At 73.0% G+C, this 18278-nt stretch carries 20 protein-coding genes; 5 read left to right on the forward strand and 15 right to left on the reverse strand.

Translation table 11 applies throughout. From position 1 onward, the window contains the following. Positions 1-143: 143 nt before the first annotated feature. Complete coding sequence (locus FHG89_RS30795) at positions 144-1019, forward strand: HAD family hydrolase (RefSeq protein WP_139587894.1); 876 nt, start codon at positions 144-146, stop codon at positions 1017-1019. A 9-nt stretch (positions 1020-1028) separates the two neighbouring features. Here the strand turns inward: FHG89_RS30795 and FHG89_RS30800 are convergent, their stop codons facing one another. The 11 genes from FHG89_RS30800 to FHG89_RS30850 form a co-directional block, all read right to left on the reverse strand. Then, positions 1029-1838: a lysophospholipid acyltransferase family protein gene (locus FHG89_RS30800; RefSeq protein ID WP_244296021.1), complete on the reverse strand. Its 810-nt coding sequence runs from the start codon at positions 1836-1838 to the stop codon at positions 1029-1031. Positions 1839-2151: 313 nt separating this feature from the next. Then, complete coding sequence (locus FHG89_RS30805; protein ID WP_139587895.1) at positions 2152-3228, reverse strand: NAD-dependent epimerase/dehydratase family protein; 1077 nt, start codon at positions 3226-3228, stop codon at positions 2152-2154. A 122-nt stretch (positions 3229-3350) separates the two neighbouring features. Continuing rightward, positions 3351-3452, reverse strand: coding sequence for a 30S ribosomal protein bS22 (locus tag FHG89_RS30810; RefSeq protein ID WP_007465623.1), 102 nt, complete (start codon positions 3450-3452; stop codon positions 3351-3353). 214 nt (positions 3453-3666) lie between these two features. After that, complete coding sequence (locus FHG89_RS30815) at positions 3667-3876, reverse strand: helix-turn-helix domain-containing protein (RefSeq protein WP_091079691.1); 210 nt, start codon at positions 3874-3876, stop codon at positions 3667-3669. 201 nt (positions 3877-4077) lie between these two features. Next, positions 4078-5262, reverse strand: coding sequence for an ABC transporter permease (locus FHG89_RS30820; protein ID WP_139587896.1), 1185 nt, complete (start codon positions 5260-5262; stop codon positions 4078-4080). After that, a complete protein-coding gene (locus FHG89_RS30825; RefSeq protein ID WP_244296017.1) occupies positions 5259-6176 on the reverse strand; it encodes an ABC transporter ATP-binding protein in 918 nt (305 codons plus the stop codon). The genes FHG89_RS30820 and FHG89_RS30825 overlap by 4 nt, the downstream gene beginning before the upstream one ends. Continuing rightward, positions 6173-7555 carry an efflux RND transporter periplasmic adaptor subunit gene (locus tag FHG89_RS30830; RefSeq protein ID WP_139587897.1) on the reverse strand — a complete coding sequence of 461 codons (1383 nt, stop codon included), beginning with the start codon at positions 7553-7555 and terminating at the stop codon, positions 6173-6175. The genes FHG89_RS30825 and FHG89_RS30830 overlap by 4 nt, the downstream gene beginning before the upstream one ends. 42 nt (positions 7556-7597) lie before the next feature. After that, positions 7598-8887 (reverse strand): hypothetical protein, encoded by a 1290-nt coding sequence (locus FHG89_RS30835; RefSeq protein WP_139587898.1) that lies wholly within the window; start codon positions 8885-8887, stop codon positions 7598-7600. A gap of 19 nt (positions 8888-8906) precedes the next feature. Beyond that, entirely contained in the window at positions 8907-9500 is a 594-nt protein-coding gene (locus FHG89_RS30840) for a TetR/AcrR family transcriptional regulator (protein ID WP_139587899.1), read from the reverse strand. Beyond that, a complete protein-coding gene (locus tag FHG89_RS30845; RefSeq protein WP_139587900.1) occupies positions 9493-10293 on the reverse strand; it encodes an alpha/beta fold hydrolase in 801 nt (266 codons plus the stop codon). The genes FHG89_RS30840 and FHG89_RS30845 overlap by 8 nt, the downstream gene beginning before the upstream one ends. 109 nt (positions 10294-10402) lie before the next feature. Further along, a complete protein-coding gene (locus FHG89_RS30850) occupies positions 10403-11323 on the reverse strand; it encodes a proline dehydrogenase family protein (RefSeq protein ID WP_139587901.1) in 921 nt (306 codons plus the stop codon). Positions 11324-11428: 105 nt separating this feature from the next. Between FHG89_RS30850 and FHG89_RS30855 the strand changes: the two genes are divergently transcribed. From FHG89_RS30855 to FHG89_RS30865, 3 genes are read left to right on the forward strand one after another with little or no spacing between them, the layout of a single operon-like run. Continuing rightward, positions 11429-11701, forward strand: a complete 273-nt coding sequence (locus FHG89_RS30855) for a hypothetical protein (RefSeq protein WP_244296019.1) — start codon at positions 11429-11431, stop codon at positions 11699-11701. A 1-nt stretch (position 11702) separates the two neighbouring features. Further along, positions 11703-12869 (forward strand): glutathionylspermidine synthase family protein, encoded by a 1167-nt coding sequence (locus FHG89_RS30860; RefSeq protein ID WP_139587902.1) that lies wholly within the window; start codon positions 11703-11705, stop codon positions 12867-12869. A gap of 19 nt (positions 12870-12888) precedes the next feature. Further along, positions 12889-13476, forward strand: coding sequence for a CGNR zinc finger domain-containing protein (locus tag FHG89_RS30865; protein ID WP_139587903.1), 588 nt, complete (start codon positions 12889-12891; stop codon positions 13474-13476). Positions 13477-13503: 27 nt separating this feature from the next. On the opposite strand, the gene FHG89_RS30870 is transcribed toward FHG89_RS30865, so the two are convergent. Next, positions 13504-14310: a sugar phosphate isomerase/epimerase family protein gene (locus tag FHG89_RS30870; RefSeq protein ID WP_139587904.1), complete on the reverse strand. Its 807-nt coding sequence runs from the start codon at positions 14308-14310 to the stop codon at positions 13504-13506. A 27-nt stretch (positions 14311-14337) separates the two neighbouring features. After that, the gene (locus FHG89_RS30875; RefSeq protein ID WP_139587905.1) at positions 14338-15282 is read right to left on the reverse strand and encodes a Ppx/GppA phosphatase family protein; all 945 of its coding nucleotides are present in this window, start codon (positions 15280-15282) and stop codon (positions 14338-14340) included. Between the two features lie 80 nt (positions 15283-15362). On the opposite strand from FHG89_RS30875, the gene FHG89_RS30880 reads away from it, so the two are divergent. Further along, a complete protein-coding gene (locus tag FHG89_RS30880; protein WP_139587953.1) occupies positions 15363-16163 on the forward strand; it encodes a DUF3109 family protein in 801 nt (266 codons plus the stop codon). Positions 16164-16271: 108 nt separating this feature from the next. Here FHG89_RS30880 and FHG89_RS30885 read toward each other — a convergent pair whose 3' ends face one another. Together FHG89_RS30885 and FHG89_RS30890 are read right to left on the reverse strand one after the other, a co-directional pair. Next, positions 16272-16955: a response regulator transcription factor gene (locus FHG89_RS30885; protein WP_139587906.1), complete on the reverse strand. Its 684-nt coding sequence runs from the start codon at positions 16953-16955 to the stop codon at positions 16272-16274. A gap of 24 nt (positions 16956-16979) precedes the next feature. Beyond that, entirely contained in the window at positions 16980-18260 is a 1281-nt protein-coding gene (locus FHG89_RS30890; RefSeq protein ID WP_139587907.1) for a sensor histidine kinase, read from the reverse strand. Positions 18261-18278: the final 18 nt, after the last annotated feature.

Consider the following 18278-nt stretch of genomic DNA (forward strand, 5'->3'; position numbering starts at 1 on the left):
CCGCCTGCCCCGGCACCCGCTGACCCCTATACCGCAGGTCCGACCGGCTCCGCCGCAGTTCGCCGCGTGTCCAGCCGGTCGACCAGGTGGGCCGGCTACCCTCGCTGGAGGCATCCGCCGTACCCGGTGAGGAAGGGAGTCGCGTGGCGCGCAGCCGCAAGGTGACGGTCAGCACCGACGCCCAGGGTCACACCGCCGGCTGGGCGGAGACCGACCTGGCGCCGGTGACCCCACCGGTACCGGACCCGAGCGCCGCGGCCTTCTTCGACGTGGACAACACGATGATGCAGGGCGCCTCGATCTACTGGTTCGCCCGGGGGCTGGCCGCCCGCAACTACTTCACCACCGCCGACCTGGCCCGTTTCGCCTGGCAGCAGCTCCGGTTCCGGGTGCTGGCCCGGGAGCACGCAGGCGACATGTCCCTGGCCAAGGAGGCCGCGCTGGCCTTCGTGCAGGGCTGGCGGGTGGACGACGTGGAACGCCTGTCCGAGGAGATCTTCGACGAGCTGATGGCCCCCCGGATCTGGGCCGGCACCCACCGGCTCGCCCAGGGGCACCTGGACGCCGGCCAACGGGTCTGGCTGGTGAGCGCCGCACCGGTGGAGATCGGCCGGATCATCGCCACCCGGCTCGGCCTCACCGGCGCGATCGGCACGGTGGCCGAGGTGGTCGACGGGGCGTACACCGGGCGGTTGGTGGGTGACCTGATGCACGGGCCGGCGAAGGCCGAGGCGGTCACCCAGCTCGCGGCCGTGGAGGGGCTGGACCTGACCCGCTGCGCGGCCTACAGCGACTCGGCGAACGACCTGCCGCTGCTGTCCGCCGTGGGCCGGGCGGTGGCCGTGAACCCCGACGGCGCGCTGCTGCGGCAGGCCCGGCAGCACGGCTGGGAGGTCCGTGACTTCCGCACCGGCCGCCGAGCGGTCAAGATCGCCGTACCGTCGACGGCGGCGGCGGGGCTGGTCGCCGGCGCGGTCACGGCGGGGCTGGCGATGCAGCGCCGTCGCCGCGCCGGCTGACGGCCGCGCTCAGGGGCCGAATGGGTCGGGGCGTCGTTCCAGCAGCGTGTGCAGGGTCTGCTGGATCGTCTCGCGGACCTGGTCGGCGAGGTTGAAGACCACAAGCGGGTCGTCCGCCGAGTCGGTCAGATGGGCGGTGGGGATCGGCGGGCAGAACTCGATCAGCCACTTGCTGGGCAGCGGCACCATGCCCAGCGGCCCGAGCCAAGGGAAGGTGGGCGTGACCGGGAAGTACGGGAGCTTGAGCAGCCGCGCGAGGGGCTTGAGGTCGGCGAGCATCGGGTAGATCTCCTCGCCGCCGACGATGGCGACCGGCACGATCGGGGTGCCGGTGCGCAGCGCCGCCGAGACGAAACCGCCCCGGCCGAACCGTTGCAGCTTGTACCGGTCGGCGTAGAGCTTTCCGATGCCCTTGAAGCCCTCGGGGAACACGCCGACCAGTTCGCCGCCGCCGAGCAGTCGTTCCGCGTCCGGGTTGCAGGCCACCGTGCCGCCGGTCTTGCGGGCGATCTCCGACACCACAGGCATCCGGAACACCAGATCGGCGCCGAGCAGCCGCAGGTAGCGGTGCGCGGGGTGCTTGTCGTGCAGCGCCGCCGAGAGGATCAACGCGTCCAACGCCACAGTGCCGGAGTGGTTGCCGACCACCAGGGCGGGCCCGTCGACGGGCACGTGCTCCACGCCGGTGACCTCGGTGCGGAACCAGTCCCGGTAGAGCAGGCGCAGCAACGGGTGGAAGACCGCGTCGGTCAGATCGGGGTCGAAGCCGAATTCGTCGACCTCGTAGTCGCCGGAGAGTCGCCGACGCAGGAACGCCAGGCCGTTGGCGACCCGACGGTCCCACTGGTCACCCGGCCGGTCCGAGACGGCCGGCCGGGTGCCGCCGGTGGCCGGCTCACCACCCGCGCCCGTCGGGTCGTCGGTCGCCGGCTCGCCACCCGTGCCCGTCGGCTCGTCGGTGGCCGCGGTGTCGACCTCGTCGGCCGGCGTCGGGGTCGGGGCGACCTGGGCCGCCGGTCGGTGTCCGTTGCGCCGCGCCGGCTCCGCGTCCGGCGCGGGCACCCCCTGCGGTACGTCGAACCGGCCGATCCCCTGCGGGTCCTGCCCCTGCCCGGTCACGCTGCCACCTCGCTCACGACGACCGCTCCCGCACAGCGTCACGGACCTGCCGGATGCCGTCCAGGACGAGCTGCTCGGCGGCGGCCAACTGCCCCCGGGTGACCACCACCCCGCCGTGGTGGGCGCGGATGAAGTCGTCGAAGGCGGCGGCGGTGGAGCGGGGTGTGAAGCCGTACTCCTGCTCCAGCCGGGTCGTGTCGACGACGCGGCCGTGCACGAAGAGGTCGACCTGGTCCAGGCCGTACCTGCCGAAGCCCATGCTGCGCGCCAGCGCGGCGGCGCCCGAGAGCCCCGGCTCCAGCACCGGTACGGCCACCCGACCGGCCCGCCGGATCGCCTGGGACAGCGACAACACGCCGGGACCTGCGACGTTGTAGGTGCCGGGGTGGTCCTCCACGATCGACCGGTGCAGCACCTCCAACGCGTCGTCGAAGTGCAGGAACTGCAGGCGCGGGTCGCGGCCGAAGACGGTCGGCACGAACGGCTGCGCGAAGTAGCGGGTCAACGTGGTGTCGGCGGTCGAGCCGATGAACGGGGCGAACCGCAGCACCGTCGCCGTGACGTCGGGCCGACGGCGGCGGAAGCCGCGAACGTACCCCTCGACGTCCAGGATGTCGCGGCCGAAGCCGCCGCGCGGCACCTCGCGCGGCTCGGTCTCCTCGGTGAACACGGCCGGGTCCCGGAACGACACCCCGTACGCGGCGGTGGAGGAGCGGACCACGAGCTTGCGCAGCCGGGGTGCCCGTTGACAGGCGGCGAGCAGCTGCATCGTGCCGATGACGTTCTGGTCCTTCATGCCCGACCGGCCGCCGAGCTGCGGGTCGGGGGCGCTGACCAGCGCGAGGTGCACCACCGCGTCGACGTCCAGGTCGGCGAGGACTCCGCCGAGCGAGCCGGCGTCGACGTGGATCCGTTCGACCCGGTCCAGCAGGTCGCTGAACTCGGCGCCGGCCTCCGGGGCGTCCACCCCGATGACCCGCTCGATCCGTGGGTCGGCGGCCAGGCGGGCCGCCACGTGGGCACCCAGGTAGCGGCTCACCCCGGTGACGACGACGACCCCCGGAGCACCTGGGGTGCTACCGGGGGTCATCTGACGCACCTACCCCGGCAGGAGGGATCGAGCCGGGACGACCACGGCCTGATCACCTGAGCCTCCGGAGGTCGACAGTTTGGCAAGTGACGCCGGACGCCGGGCCCCGAGCCCGGCGGCGATCACTTGCCGAGACGGCGACGCTGGACGCGGGTCTTGCGCAGCAGCTTGCGGTGCTTCTTCTTAGCCATGCGCTTACGGCGCTTCTTGACCACCGAGCCCATACGACAGCCTTTCGATACAACGTGCGGGGCGGACCGGATGACACCACGCAGGTGGCGACGGCGACCGCTTGCGGACAACGGACCGGACCAGTCTGGGCGGCAGGGAGCACCGGTGGGGTCTCGGTCGGGCTCCAGGGTAGCTGGAGAGCGTCAGCAGGACCAACGCGCCCCCGTCGATGCCGCTCACGTCGCACTCGATCGGTGCGCCGGTGGCTCAGGCGGTCTCCTGAAAGGCGCCTCGAAGATATTCGTGGACCGCGTGCTCGGGCACCCGGAAGGACCGGCCAACCCGGACGGCGGTGAGCTCACCGCTGTGCACGAGGCGATAGACCGTCATCTTCGACACCCGCATGACCGTTGCCACCTCGGCGACGGTCAGGAACTTGACATCCGACAGCCGTCCGTCGGACTGCGACCCGGCCATGGCTCACCGACCCATCCCATGCCCGGCGCGTGCCAACCCGACGGATGCTCCGGGTCGGGCGGCGACGCGCGTGTTACCAGTACGGTAGCGGGGCCGCTGTGACCGGCGCGATCCCTTCGTACAACTGATCATGCTTTGGCCGCCGGTTCACTCGATCCGGCCTGCCGTTATCTCCCCGCCCGCGCCCGTCGTCCGGTTGGGTCACTCGGCGCGCAGCGCGACCACCGGGTCGAGCCGGCCGGCGCGCTGCGCGGGGACCACCCCGAAGACGATGCCCACCGCCGCCGACACGCCGAAGGCGAGCGCCAACGACCACCAGGTGATCGCCGCCGGGATCGGCGACAGCGCGTCCACCAGCAGCGCGGTGCCCACCCCCAACGCCATTCCGGTCACCCCGCCGATCGTGGTGAGCAGTACCGCCTCCAGCAGGAACTGCACGCCGATGTCCCGGGGGCGGGCGCCGACGGCCTTGCGCAGCCCGATCTCCCGGGTCCGTTCCCGGACGCTGACCAGCATGATGTTCGAGACGCCGACCCCGCCGACGAGCAGCGAGATTCCGGCGATGGCGGCGAGCACCCCGGTGAGGACGCCGAGGATGTCGCCGAGGACGCCGAGGATCTGCTGCTGGGTGACCGCGCTGAACTCGGTGTCCGGGTGCCGGCGGTTCAGCTCGGCGACGATCCGCTCCCCCAGCTCGTCGATCCGCTCCCGGTCCGGCGCCTTCACGGCGATGCCGTCGACCCGTTGGGTGCCCCAGAGCCGCTGCGCGGCGGTCACCGGCACATGCACCTCGTCGTCGCGGTCGACGCCGAGGCTCTGCCCCAGCGGCGCGAAGACGCCTATGACGCGGAACCGCACCCCGGCCAACGTCACCTGCTGGCCCAGCGGGTCCCGGTCCGGGAACAGGGCGCGGGCCACCGAGTCGCCGAGCACCGCCACCCGCCGGCTGGTGTCCACGTCGGTGCCGGTGAGGTACCGCCCCCGGGCCAGCGAACGGGTGAACACCGCAGGGGTGGTCTCCAGGACGCCCTGCACGGTGGTGAAGTCGGAGCGGGCGCCGGCGCGGGCGGTCGCACCGGAGGCGACGGTGACCGCCACCCGCTCGGGATCCCCGACCACGCGGGTCACCGCGTCCACGTCCTTGAGGGTCAGCGGCGAGACGACAGGCGCGGTGCCCACCTCGATCTTGCCGGGGACGACGAGCAGCAGGTTGGAGCCGAGCCCTTCGACCTGCTGCTCGACCTGCTGCTTGGTGCCGGTGCCGATGGCCACGAGCAGCACCACCGAGGCCACCCCGATGATCACGCCGAGCATGGTGAGGGCGCTGCGAAGGCGATTGGCCCGCAGCGCGTCCAGGGCCACCCGCCACGCCTCGGCGATCCTCACGTCGCGCCGTCCTCGGGCTCGCCCCGGCCGGGCTCCCGCGTGTCGGCCCCGGCGTGACTCGGCCCGGGCTCCCGCGGAAGGCGCCCGGTGGCTCCGGCGGCGCCACCGGAGCCACCGGACGGGTGCCCCGGGCCGCTTCCGGAAACGGACCGGGGCTCCGCGCTGGGAGCGGGCACCAGTGTCTCAGGTCGACCGTGATCGACGGGCAGCGGCCGATCATGAGCGGCGCTGTCCGCCACGACCACGCCGTCGCGCATCGTGATCCGCCGCTGGGCGCGGGCCGCCACCTCCTGGTCGTGGGTGACCATCACCAACGCGACCCCGGACTCGGCGTTCAGCCGCTCCAGCAGTTCCAGCACGGCGGCCCCGGTGACGCTGTCCAGGTTGCCGGTGGGCTCGTCGGCCAGCAGCACCGTCGGCTCGGTGACCAGCGCGCGGGCGATGGCCACCCGCTGCTGCTCGCCGCCGGACATCTGGTTGGGCCGGTGGTCGAGGCGGTGGCCCAGGCCGACCCGGCCCAGCATCGCCGCCGCCCGCTCCCGACGCTGCCGGGCCGACACACCCCGGTAGACAAGCGGCAACGCCACGTTCTCCACCGCCGAGGTACGCGGCAGCAGGTGGAACGCCTGGAAGACGAACCCGATGGTCTCGTTGCGCAGGGTGGCCATCTCCGGCGGGGACAGGGCGTTGACGTCCCGTCCACCGATCACGAGCCGACCGCCGGTGGGCCGGTCCAGCCCACCCAGCAGGTGCATGAGGGTGGACTTGCCCGAGCCGGACGGCCCGACCAGCGCCACGTAGTCACCCGGCCGCACGGTCAACGACACCCCACGCAGCGCCTCCACCGACACCCCGTCGAGCTGGTACGTCCGGGAGACGTCCACCGCCTCGATGGCCGGCGGGGATCCGGTCACCGGACCTCCTGGCCGTCGCGGACCTGGTCGGTGCCGCGCACCACGATCCGGTCGCCGGGCTGCACACCGTTGAGGATCTGCACCAGGTCGGACCCCTGGACGCCGACGGTCACCGGCGCCCGGCCCGCCCTACCGTCGCGGACCACCCAGACCGCGTCACGGCCGTCGGCGGAGAACACCGCCGAGGCGGGGACGGTCACCGCGTCGGCCACCTCGCGTACCCGCAGGTGCACGATCGCGTTCATGCCGGGGCGGGGCGCCGGGGCCGGCTCGTCCTCGGCCAGCTTCCCCGCGCCCAGGGTGAGGCGTACCCGGTAGGTGACGCCGCCCTGCGCGGAGCTGGTGGGGAGCACGTCGACCGACCGGACGGTGGCGTCGTAGCTGGCGCCGGTGACGGCGTCCAACTCGACGGTGGCGGTCACACCGGCCTGGACCAGCAGCACGTCGGTCTCGTCCACCTCGGCGAGCAGCCCCAGCTGCCCGGTGTCCACCACGGTCAGCACAGGCGTGCCGGCGGTGACCTGACCGCCGACCGCTACCGCGTCGTCCACCCCAGCCGGCGGCCCACCCTGGCCGGGGGCCAGCACGGACGGGTCGATGCCGCCCCCACCGGCCTGCTCCAACAGCTCGGCCAGGCCCCCGTTCGCGCCACCGCCGGCGCGGGCGCCACCCGGCTGCACCACCCCGGCGATCGGGGCGCGCAGCGTCAACGCGTCGACTGTCGCCTTCGCCAGGTCGTACGCCTGCTCGGCCTGGAGGCGCTGGGCCGCGGAGAGCGCGCCGACGGCGGAACCCAGCCCGTCGATCCCCCGCTGCACCGCGCGGACCGCCTGGTCGGCACTGCGCGCGGCGGCCGCGTACTGCCGCTGCGCCGACGTCACCTGGGTGAGCAACGCGTCGCGCAACTGCGGGTCGGCGATCTTCTCGGCGGCCTTGCGGGCGGCGTCGAACGCCTCGTCGGCGGCCTTGTCGGTGCCGCGCCGACTGCCGGTCAGGTCGCCTGTGGAGACGCCCCGACCGGCGCGCTTCGCGGCGGTCAACGCCTCCTTCGCCTGACGCAGGCGCTGCTGGGCGGACGGCGAGTCGACCACCGCGAGGACCTGGCCACGCTTCACCCGCTGTCCAGGTTGGACGCGCAGGCTCGCCAGGGTGCCGTCGGCGGGAGCGGTGAGCGTCGCCGCGGCGCGGGCGGTCACCGTCGCCGGGGCGTCGATCACCTCGCTCACCGGGTTGCGGGCGGCCGACGCCAGCGCGAGGTCGGGATCGTCGTCGCCGCAGGACGCGGCGGTGGTGGCGGTGAGGACGGCGACGGCGGTCAGGGCGACGAGCAGGCGGGGCCGCGTGGCGCTCGCGGGCCGCGGCGGGTGGGTGCGGCGCACCGGTCGATCGTACGACCCGCCGTCACAGCGGCCCGGGAGCTGTCAGGCGGCGGTGGCGCGGATGGACGCCACGCACTCGTCGTGCAGCGTCGACCACTGCTCGCCGAACGCCTCCTCGGATGCGGCGTCGAGGGTTCTACGGTCGTGCACCACGGCCTTGAAGAAGGCGAGCAGCCGCTGCGGCCCGTACCTGTCGACAAGGTGCCGGACGGCGAGGTAGCCGACCCCGTAGCTGCCGCCGACCCGTTCGGCGGAGGCGTCGTCGGCGGGGGTGACGCCGTCCAGCTTGCCGTCCCAGCCACCCTTGACCAGTTTGCGCACCTCGGCGAGGCCCTCGTACCGGTCGACGGGCTGGCCGCCGGCACCCGCGTACTCGGCGAGCCCCTCGACCAGCCACCAGGTCAACTTGCCCGGGTAGCCGCGCGCCGGCAGGGACGCCGCGTGGGTCAGCTCGTGCCGGAGCAGGTCGTCGGTGCCGCTGCTGCTCAACCCGTCCGCGTTGAGGACCACCTCGTGGTGGCCACCGCCCACGGTGACCGCGTAGCCGCCGGTCCACTGTGGTCGGCCGCCGCCGTACCAGCGCTGCCACTCGGCGCGACCGGCGTAGAAGATCCGGTAGCGGTCCGGCGGAGTGCCGGTGACCACGTACCCGTCGGCGACCGTGGCCGCCGCCTCGGCCTGGGCGAGCAGGCCTGGCAGTTTGCCGCGCAGCGCGGGCGTGGTGGCGACGATGGTCCGCGCGCCGACCGCCACCGCCAGGTCGCTGATCTCCCACGGCCGGGTGCCGGTCTCGGCCGACTTGGATTCCTCCATGGCGACCAGCAGCGGCCGGTCGCCGTTCTCGCGCCAGCGGGTGCCGATCAGCACCGGGCTGGGCTGGCAGCCCGGTGCCACGAAGCAGTACTGGAAGCGCACCAACTGCCGCCACTCGCCCGGCTTGCCGACGACCGGCGCGGGAAGGCCACTCGGTTCGGCACGCCAGACGGTCACCTGGAGCGCGCGCAGCGCGGCGAAGCGGCGGCGCAGGTCGGCGTGCGCGGCCGGGTCGGCGATGGAGAGGTAACCGGCACGGTCCCCGCCGAGCAGGGCCGTGGACTGCCGCTGAAGCTGGGCGGTCATCCGGTCCGACAGCCCACGGGCGACGGCGGTCGCCGGGTCGTCCGTCGCCGCGGCGCCGATCCGGCTGATCGTGGGTCGGCCTGCGGATTCGCGTATCACCCCGACGATCAGCAGCGCCGGCAGACCGCAGCCCAGTACCAGGACGATCACCAGAAACGCCGTCCACAGCGGCCAGAGCCGCTGCGGTGCCGGGCGCTGCACCCCGTCAATCACCCGCCGAAGGGTACGACCATTACGCCGATCGGGCGAGGCCGGCCCCGGCGGACGGCCAGGAGCGGAACGCGATGTCCAGACCAGCGACCAGTTGGTGGTACGACCGGTCCACCTCGCGGGGCAGGCCGAAGCCACCGGCGGCCTCCAGCGCGACGAAGCCGTGCAGGGCGCTGCGCAGCGCCCTGGTCGCGTCGACCGCGTCGTCGTCGGTGAGTCCGTACCCGCGCAGCACCGCGTAGACGGCACCGACCGCCCGTGTCCCCGCCTCGACGTGCTCGGGGTCGGTCGGATCGGGCACCCGCTGGGTCGCCGGGTAGCGGCCGGGGTGCCGGCGGGCATAGTCGCGGTAGGCATCAGCCATCGCCCGTAGCGCCTCCCCGCCGGCCCGACCGGCGGCGGCGGTGGTCATCTCGGTGGCCAGCTCGGCGGTGGCCAGCGCGGAGAGCTTCTGGGCCAGCGCGTCCGCACCACGCACGTGCTTGTAGAGGCTGGGCAGCGCGACCCCGAGCCGGCTGGCGAGCGCGGCGAGGGTGAGCTGCTGGAAGCCGACCTCGTCGGCCAGCCGGGCCGCCTCCCGGACCACGATCTGCTGGTTGAGCCCGACCCTAGGCACCGGTGCACACCGCCAGGAAATCGACAAGCTCGTCGGCGGTCCGCTGCGGCTGGTCGGCGTGCGGATAGTGGCCGGACCCCTCGACCATCCGGGCCTCGGCGAGGCGGTAGAGCCGGCGGGCGGCCCGCGCCTCGGCGCCCGGGTCGGGGAAGTCCGGGTCCCTGGTGCCCATCAGCACAAGCACCGGTTGCCGCACCTGCGGGGCTCGGGCGGTCCAGTGCGGCTCGGCCGGTGCGATCACGCCACGCGTCGCCGCCATCCGGCCGGGCTCGCGCAGGTTGGCCACCATGGACCGGCGGTACGCCGCGTCGTCGGCGGGTCGGTGCACCGGGAACAGGGTGTTGTGGAACATCCCGAAGAGTCGGGGGCTGTGCAGCACGGACCACATCGCCATCCGCAGCAGCGGGTTGAGCTTCGGCTGACCGACGAACGCGCCGATCTGCACGATGCCGGTGACCAGCTCGGGCGCGTCGGTGGCGGCGAAGACCACCGCCGCCGCGGCGGACGAGCTGCCGACCAGGACGGCCGGACCGGCGTCGAGGTCGCGGACCACGGCCAGCAGGTCCGCGCCGACCTCCGCCGGGGCGTACGAGGGCCAGCCGGCGCTGGACTCCCCGTGACCCCGGACGTCGACCGAGGCGACCCGGTGACCGGCGGCCACCAGCAGGGGCACGAGGTGCCGGTAGCTCGCCCTGTTCTCGCCCATGCCGTGCGCGAGGACGACCAACGGCCCCTCGCCCTGCACCTCGTACGCGATGTGTCCGCCGCCGCGCCGCACCTGGCTAGTTGTCATAGCCGTAAAGCTAAGGCACTTAACCAAGGCTGTCAAGCCATGTCACCGAAACGGGCCGGCGGTGACCCTGTCGGGGTCGCCGCCGGCCCGTCAGCCGATCCGGGTCGGGTTACTTCCTGGAGACCAGGGCGCGGCCGAAGAAGACCAGGTTGGCCGGGCGCTCGGCGAGCCGGCGCATCAGGTAGCCGTACCACTGGTCGCCGTACGGGACGTAGGTGCGCACCGTGTAGCCCTCGCCGGCCAGCCGGGCCTGCTCCTCCGGGCGGATGCCGTAGAGCATCTGGAACTCGAAGCGCTCCGGCCCCCTGTCGAACCAGCGGGCCCGGTCCTCCCCGATGGCGATCATCCGCGGGTCGTGGGTCGCCAGCATCGGGTAGCCGTCGCCCGACATCAGGATGTTCATGCAGCGCACGTACGACCTGTCCACTTCGCGGGTCGACTGGTACGCCACCGACTCGGGCTCCTTGTAGGCGCCCTTGCACAGCCGAACCCGCGACCCGGCGTACGCCAACTCCCGGCAGTCCGACTCGGTCCGGCGCAGGTACGCCTGGAGCACCGCGCCGGTCGACGGGAAGTCCTTGCGCAGCCGGCCCAGCACCTCAAGCGTCGAGTCGGTGGTGGTGTGGTCCTCCATGTCCAGGGTGACAGTGGTGCCCGCCGCGTCGGCGGCCGCGCAGATCGCCCGCGCGTTGTCGTACGCCAACTGCTCGTCGAACATCTGGCCGAGGGCGGAGAGCTTCACGCTCACCTCGGCCGCCGGGGTCAGCCCCGCGCCGGCGAGCATCTTGAGCAACCTCAGGTACTCGTCCCGGGTGGCCGTGGCCTGCTCGGGGGTGACGGTGTCCTCGCCGAGGTGGTCGAGGGTGACCGCGAGGCCGTCGTCGACGAGCACGCGGGTCGCGCGCAACGCGTCGTCGGTGGCGGCGCCGGCGACGAACCGGCGTACGACGTCCCGGGTGTACGGGGCGGTCGCGACGAGCCGCTCGACCTGGGATGACCGGGAGGCGGCGAGGATGACGGAACGGAGCATGAGCCGAGCGTATCGCCCCTGCCAGCAGCCCCGCCGAGGGGCGGCCGGGCCGCTCGACGCCGGGGCGGGGCGGCGGTGGTGGCGCCGATCGGCTACAACGATGCCGTGGACCAACGCCCCCGCCGCCGGCTCCGGTCGGCCTCCGTGCAGCTCGGCGCGCTCACCGCTCTCGCGCTCGCCCTCTCCGGCTGCAACATGACCTCGGACGACGACGATGACGACGACTGCGCTCTCGGGCCGGTCGGCGGCGGCGGAACCGTCGCGCTGGCGATGCGGGTGCCGGCCCCGGCCGCCGGCCGCGGCGCCCCGGAGCCGACCACCGCGGCCCTGCCCGATCGCGGCGGGTTCGGCACCCACCTCGCCTCCTGCGGGGGCTGAGGTGCGCCGCGAGACGGTCACGCCGCGCACGGACTGGGACGCCACCATCCGGTCCCAGGGGCTCGTCTACGTCGACACCGAGCTGCCCGACGGCGGCATCATGTCGTACTGGGACGAGACCGCCGCGTACGCCTTCGACCTGGACGAGGTGCTGCGGCTGGAGGAGGCCACCGAGGAGCTGCACCGGATGTCGGTAGCCGCCGCCGAGCACGTGGTGGCGCAGCGCCGGTACGCCGAGTTCGGCATCCCGGAGTGGGCGGCCGAGGCGGTGGCCCGGTCGCTGCGGGAGACGCCACCCACCCTCTACGGGCGCTTCGACCTCGCGTACGACGGCACCTGGCCCCCGAAGATGCTTGAGTACAACGCGGACACCCCCACCGCGCTTGTCGAGGCGAGCATCATCCAGTGGTACTGGCTGGAGCAGACCCGACCCGACCTGGACCAGTGGAACAGCCTGCACGAGCGGCTGGTCGGCGCCTGGTCCAAGATCGGGGCCGGGCTGCACGACCCGCTTGTGCACGTGCTCTGGTCGAACGAGGAGGAGTCCGGCGAGGACCACATGACCGCCGGCTACCTCGCCGAGACCGCCCGGCAGGCCGGGCTGAGCGTCGAGCTGCAACCCATCCAGGACATCGGCTGGGACGGCCGCCGCTTCGTCGACGCCGACGACCGCCCGGTGACCACCTGCTTCAAGCTCTACCCGTGGGAGTGGATGCTGGCCGAGCCGTACGGGCCGGCGGCGTTGGCCCCGGGCACCCCCACCACGTGGATCGAGCCCGCCTGGAAGCTGCTGCTGTCCAACAAGGCGCTGCTCGCGGTCCTCTGGGAGCTGTTCCCCGGCCACGAGTACCTGCTCCCGGCGTACCTGGACTCGCCGCGCGGCATGACGGAGTACGTGGCCAAGCCGCTGCTCGGCCGGGAGGGCGGTTCGGTACGCATCGTCACCGCCGACGAGGAGATCACCAACCCGGGCATCTACGGCGACGAGGGATGGTGCTACCAGGAGTTCCGGGCGTTGCCGCAGTTCGCCGGCAATCGGGTGGTGCTGGGCAGCTGGATCGTCGACGGCGAGTCGGCCGGGGTGGGGGTGCGCGAGAGCGCCAGCCTGATCACCGACGGCTACGCGCGGTTCCTGCCGCACTACATCGACGCGCCACGCACCCCGTGAGTCGTCTACCGTTGGGGGCGTGAACTTCGACGCGTACGCCCGGACCGGCGTTGACCTGGTCAACGCCCGTCTGGACGACCTCGACGACCTGCAGGCCCTCTTCCCCGACGACAACGCCTGGATGCGCGACGAGGTCGCTGATCGCGACGTCGCGATCTTCCGGCGGGCGCAGAAGCGGCTCCGCGACGTCTTCGAGTACGGCACCTCGGGGCGTGACGCCCAGGCGGTGACCGAGCTGAACGCGCTGCTCGAGGCGTTCCCGGTCCAGCCGCGCATCTCCGGGCACGACTCCAGCGACTGGCACATGCACGTGACCAGTCGGGGCGCCTCGGTCAGCGCCGAATACCTGGCCGGTGCGGTCTGGGGTCTGTCGGTCTGGCTCTGCGAGTACGGCAGTGCCCGGTTCGGGGTCTGCGCCGACGAGCGGTGCGGCAACGTCTACCTGGACACGTCGTCGAACTGCTGCCGGCGGTTCTGCTCCGAGCGCTGCGCGACCCGGTCGCACGTGGCGGCGCACCGGGCCCGCAAGCGGGCCGCCGTGGGCGAACAGGTGACGGTGGCCGCCCAGCCCACCGGCGACGCCGACTCCCTCACCCCGGTCAGCTGACGCCACCGCCCGGTGGTCACGGGCGGGTCAGGCGTCGACCGGGGACGGCGCGGTCAGGTGCTGGCGGGCGAACTCCAGCGCGGCGCGCAGGTCCGCTTCGCGCACCGCGCGGCTCTTCGCGCCCCGGGTCGCGACCTCCACCGCCACCGACCCGGTGAAACCCCGCCCGGCCAGCGAGGAGAGCAGCTCGCCGCAGGGCTGCGTGCCGCGCCCGGGCACCAGGTGCTCGTCGCGGCCCTCGCCGGTGCCGTCGCCCAGGTGCACGTGCGCCAGCCCGGCGCCCATCCGGTCGGCCATCTCGAGGGGGTCGCTGTGCGACGCCGCGCAGTGCGACAGATCCAGGGTGTACGACGGATAGCCGGTGTCGGTCGGGTCCCATCCGGGGACGTACGGGACGAACTGCCGGCCCGCCATCCGTACCGGGTACATGTTCTCCACGGCGAAGCGCAGCCCGGAGAACCGGTCCGCGACGGTGGCCAGACCCTCGGCGAAGTTGCGCGCGTAGTCGCGCTGCCAGGTGAACGGCGGGTGCACCACGACCGTGGGCGCCCCCAGCGATTCGGCCAGCTCGGCGGCCCTGCGCAGCCGCTCCCACGGGTCCGGGCTCCACACCCGCTGGGTGACCAGCAGACAGGGCGCGTGCACCGAGAGCACCGGCACGTCGTAGTGCGCCGACAGGCCGCGCAGGGCGCCCGCGTCCTGGCTGACGACGTCCGTCCAGACCATCACCTCGACGCCGTCGTAGCCGAGCGCCGCGGCCAGTTGGAACGCCGCCGCGGTCGGCTCGGGGAAGACCGACGAGCTGGACAGGAGCACCGGAACGCGGGAAGTCACATCGGCCAGCGTAGCCCGGTGGCGCGATCAGATCGGTTCGAGTTGATCCAACCGACGGAGGATGACGCCCTCGCGCAGCGCCCACGGGCAGATGTCCAGCGAGTCCAGATCCAGGCGGCGCATCACCGCCTCGGCGACCACGGCGCCGGCCAGCAACTGGTGTGCGCGGCCCGCGCTGACCCCCTCCAACTCCATCAACTGGGCCGGCGGGATGTGCCGGATGAACCCGATGACCTGCCGCAACCCGGCCCGGGTCAGGCTGCGCCGCACCCAGAGCCCGGCCCCGGACGGCGCCGCCCCGGCCAGTCGGGCCAGGGTGCGGAACGTCTTCGAGGTGGCCACCGCCCGGTCCCAACCCACCTCGGTCATCTGGTCGACGACCTTGTCCAGCCGGCCGTCCACGTACTCCCGCAGCTTGTCGACGGCCTCGGCGGACGGCGGCGTCGTGCTGTCCGGCGCGACCCGCAGCCGCTCCCGGGTCAGTCGCCCGGCTCCCAGCGGCAGCGAGACCGCGACGTCCGGGTCCTCGTCGATGCCGGCGGCGATCTCCAGCGAGCCGCCGCCGATGTCCAGCACCAGCAGCCGCCCCGCGGACCAGCCGAACCAGCGCCGCACGGCCAGGAAGGTCATCCGCGCCTCGTCCGCGCCGGAGAGCACAGCGAGACGTACGCCTGTCTCCTCCCGGACCCGGGCGAGCACGTCGGCGGCGTTGGTGGCGTCGCGCACCGCGGAGGTGGCGAACGCGATGAGGTCGTCGGCGTCCAGACCGGTGGACGCCGCCTTGGCCATGCCCACGGCCTTGACCAGGCCGTCCGCGCCCGCCTCGGTCAACGCGCCGTCGGGGCCGATCTGCTCGGCCAGCCGCAGCACCACCTTCTCGGAGTGCGCGGGCCACGGGTGCGCGCCGTGGTGCGCGTCCACCACAAGCAGGTGCACCGTGTTGGATCCGACGTCGAGGACACCCAGTCGCATGGTGAAGACCCTAGGTGCAACTCGTTTGCGCGGCTCGCCGGCCCGCAGACGGCACCGCGCGTACGCTGGGCCGGGTGACGATGGAGCTCCGTGTGCTGGTGGACGACCCGGGCGACCCCCGCAGCCGAGAGGTGCCACTGGACTTTCCCCGGGAGTGGATCGAGTTCGCCGACCCGGCGGACGAGAGCCACCTGATCCGGGCCGACCTGACCTGGCTGCTGTCCCGCTGGACCTGCATCTTCGGCCGGGGCTGCCACGGCATCATCGCCGGCCGGTCCGCCGACGGCTGCTGTTCGCACGGGGCGTTCTTCACCGACTCGGACGACGAGAAGCGGGTCCGCGGCGCCGTCCGGCGGCTCAACCCGTCGACCTGGCAGCACTTCCGGCGTGGGTTCAAGAACTGGACCGACGAGGACACCATCGACGGCAAGACCCCGGCCCGCCGCACCGCCACCCAGGGCGCCGAGGGGCCGTGCGTGTTCCTCAACGACGCCGACTTCCCCGGCGGGGGCGGCTGCGCGCTGCACGCCCAGGCGCTCCGCGACGGGGTGCACCCGCTGGAGTACAAGCCGGACGTCTGCTGGCAGCTCCCGATCCGGCGGGACCAGGACTGGGTCAAGCGTCCGGACAACACCAAGGTGCTGGTCTCGACCCTGTCGGAGTTCGACAGGCGCGGCTGGGGTGCCGGCGGGCACGACCTGGACTGGTGGTGCACCTCCTCGACGGACGCGCACGTCGGCGCCGAGCCGATGTACCTGTCGTACGGGCCGGAGTTGACCGCGTTGATCGGCGCGGCCGCGTACGAGCGGCTGGCCGAGCTGTGCGCGGACCGGGTGAGGCAGGGCATGGTCGCCCCGCACCCCGCCGACGATCTCAGCTGATCTTGGTAGCACGACCCGCTGCGGAGCAGCTGGAGGTGGTGGCGGGAGCCGCGGCCACACCCCGGTCCTGCGCCCTCGGACGCGACCAGGGCGAGAGCGGACAGCCGATCACGGCTCGAACTTGTAGCCCAGTCCCCGGACGGTGACGATGAAGCGCGGCGCGGACGGCTCCGGTTCGATCTTCGAGCGGAGGCGCTTGACGTGCACGTCAAGCGTCTTGGTGTCACCGACGTAGTCGGCGCCCCAGACCCGGTCGATGAGCTGGCCACGGGTCAACACCCGGCCGGCGTTGCGCAGCAGCAGCTCCAGCAGCTCGAACTCCTTCAGCGGCAGCTGCACCGCGCCGCCCTCGACGGTCACCACGTGCCGTTCGATGTCCATCCGCACCGGGCCGGCGGCGAGCGTCGGGGCGCCGGCGTCGGCTACCTCCGGGCTCTGCCGGCGCAGCACCGCGCGGATCCGGGCGACCAGCTCGCGGGGCGAGTACGGCTTGGTGACGTAGTCGTCGGCGCCGATCTCCAGCCCGACCACCTTGTCGATCTCGCTGTCCCGGGCGGTCACCATGATGATCGGCACGGCCGAGCGCTGCCGGAGCTGCCGGCAGACCTCGGTCCCCGACATCTCGGGCAACATGAGGTCGAGCAGCACGATGTCGGCGCCGGTCCGGTCGAACTCGGTGAGGGCGTCGGTGCCGGTCGCAGCGACCGACACCTCGAAGCCCTCCTTACGGAGCATGTACGACAAGGCGTCGGAGAACGACTCCTCGTCCTCGACCACGAGAACGCGGCTCAACGGGGATTTCCTTTCCATTTGCTGTCAGACCTGCCGTAGCTCGGCCGGACCGGCCTCGATCCCAACCGGCGGCAGTGTCGCCAGCAGGTCGTCCGGTGGACTTGCGGGCAACCGGAGGGTGAACGTCGATCCACCACCAAGAGTGCTCGACACCTCGACCCGTCCGCCATGGTTGCTCGCGATGTGTTTGACGATGGCCAGGCCGAGCCCGGTGCCGCCGGTGGAACGTGAGCGGGCCTGGTCGGCCCGGTAGAACCGTTCGAAGATCCGGTCCACGTCGGTCGGGGCGATACCGATGCCCTGGTCGGCGACCGCGATCTCGACGTGCTCGTCACCCCCGCGCAGGGTGACCCGTACCGAGGTGTCCTCGGCCGAGTAGTTGATGGCGTTCTCCACCAGGTTCGCCACCGCCGTGGCGAGCTGGGTGTCGCTGCCGTACACGGTGAGGCCACGTTCGCCGTCCACCGTCACCTCGACGCCCCGGGCGGAGGCCGTGGTGCGGGTCCGGTCGACCACCTCCGCGATCACCCAGTCCAGCGCGACCGGCTCCGCCGGCGGCTGCGGCTCGGCACCCTGCAACCGGGTCAGCTCCAGCAGCTCCTGCACGAGTCGACCCAGCCGGGTCGACTCGTGCTGGATCCGTTCGGCGAACCGCCGGGCGGCGACCAGGTCCTCGGAGAGGTCGGGTGCCGCGGCCTCGGCCGGTTCGGTGGCGTCCAGCAACGCCTCGGCGAGCAGTTGGAGCGCGCCGATCGGAGTCTTGAGCTCGTGGCTCACGTTGGCCACGAAGTCACGTCGCACCCGGGCCAGTCGGTGTGACTCGGTGACGTCGACCGCCTCCACCGCGATGAAACCGTTGCCGATGCCCATCGCCCGCAGGTGCACGCCGAGCGGGTTCTCCCCCGCACTGTCGCGGCCCCGGGGCAGGTCCAGCTCGATCTCGCGCCGCACGCCTGTGCGCCGCACCTGGCCAGCGAGGGTACGGATCAACGGGTGCGCGGCGATCGTGCCCGGCGTGCCGCCGGTGCGCAGCAGACCCATCGCGCGGGCGGCCGGGTTGATCAGCACAGGTACGTCGTCGTTGTCCAGCACCACGACACCGGCCCGGAGCGAGTCGATCGTCCGGCGGCCGAGCCCGGCCTGCTGCTCGTCGGCTATCGCGGGCCTCCCCCTGCTCCAGCGAGAGCTCTCGCTCCCCGTCGACGTGGAGCGGTTCCGGGTCGACCAGAACCGGGGCAGCACGAGACCGGCGGCCAAACCGGCCACCAACGCCACGGCCACCACGACCGCCACCGCCCACTCCACCTGGCGATCGTAGGGTCA

Origin of the sequence: Micromonospora orduensis, from assembly GCF_006228125.1 — a bacterium.
In the GTDB taxonomy this organism is placed as follows: domain Bacteria; phylum Actinomycetota; class Actinomycetes; order Mycobacteriales; family Micromonosporaceae; genus Micromonospora; species Micromonospora orduensis.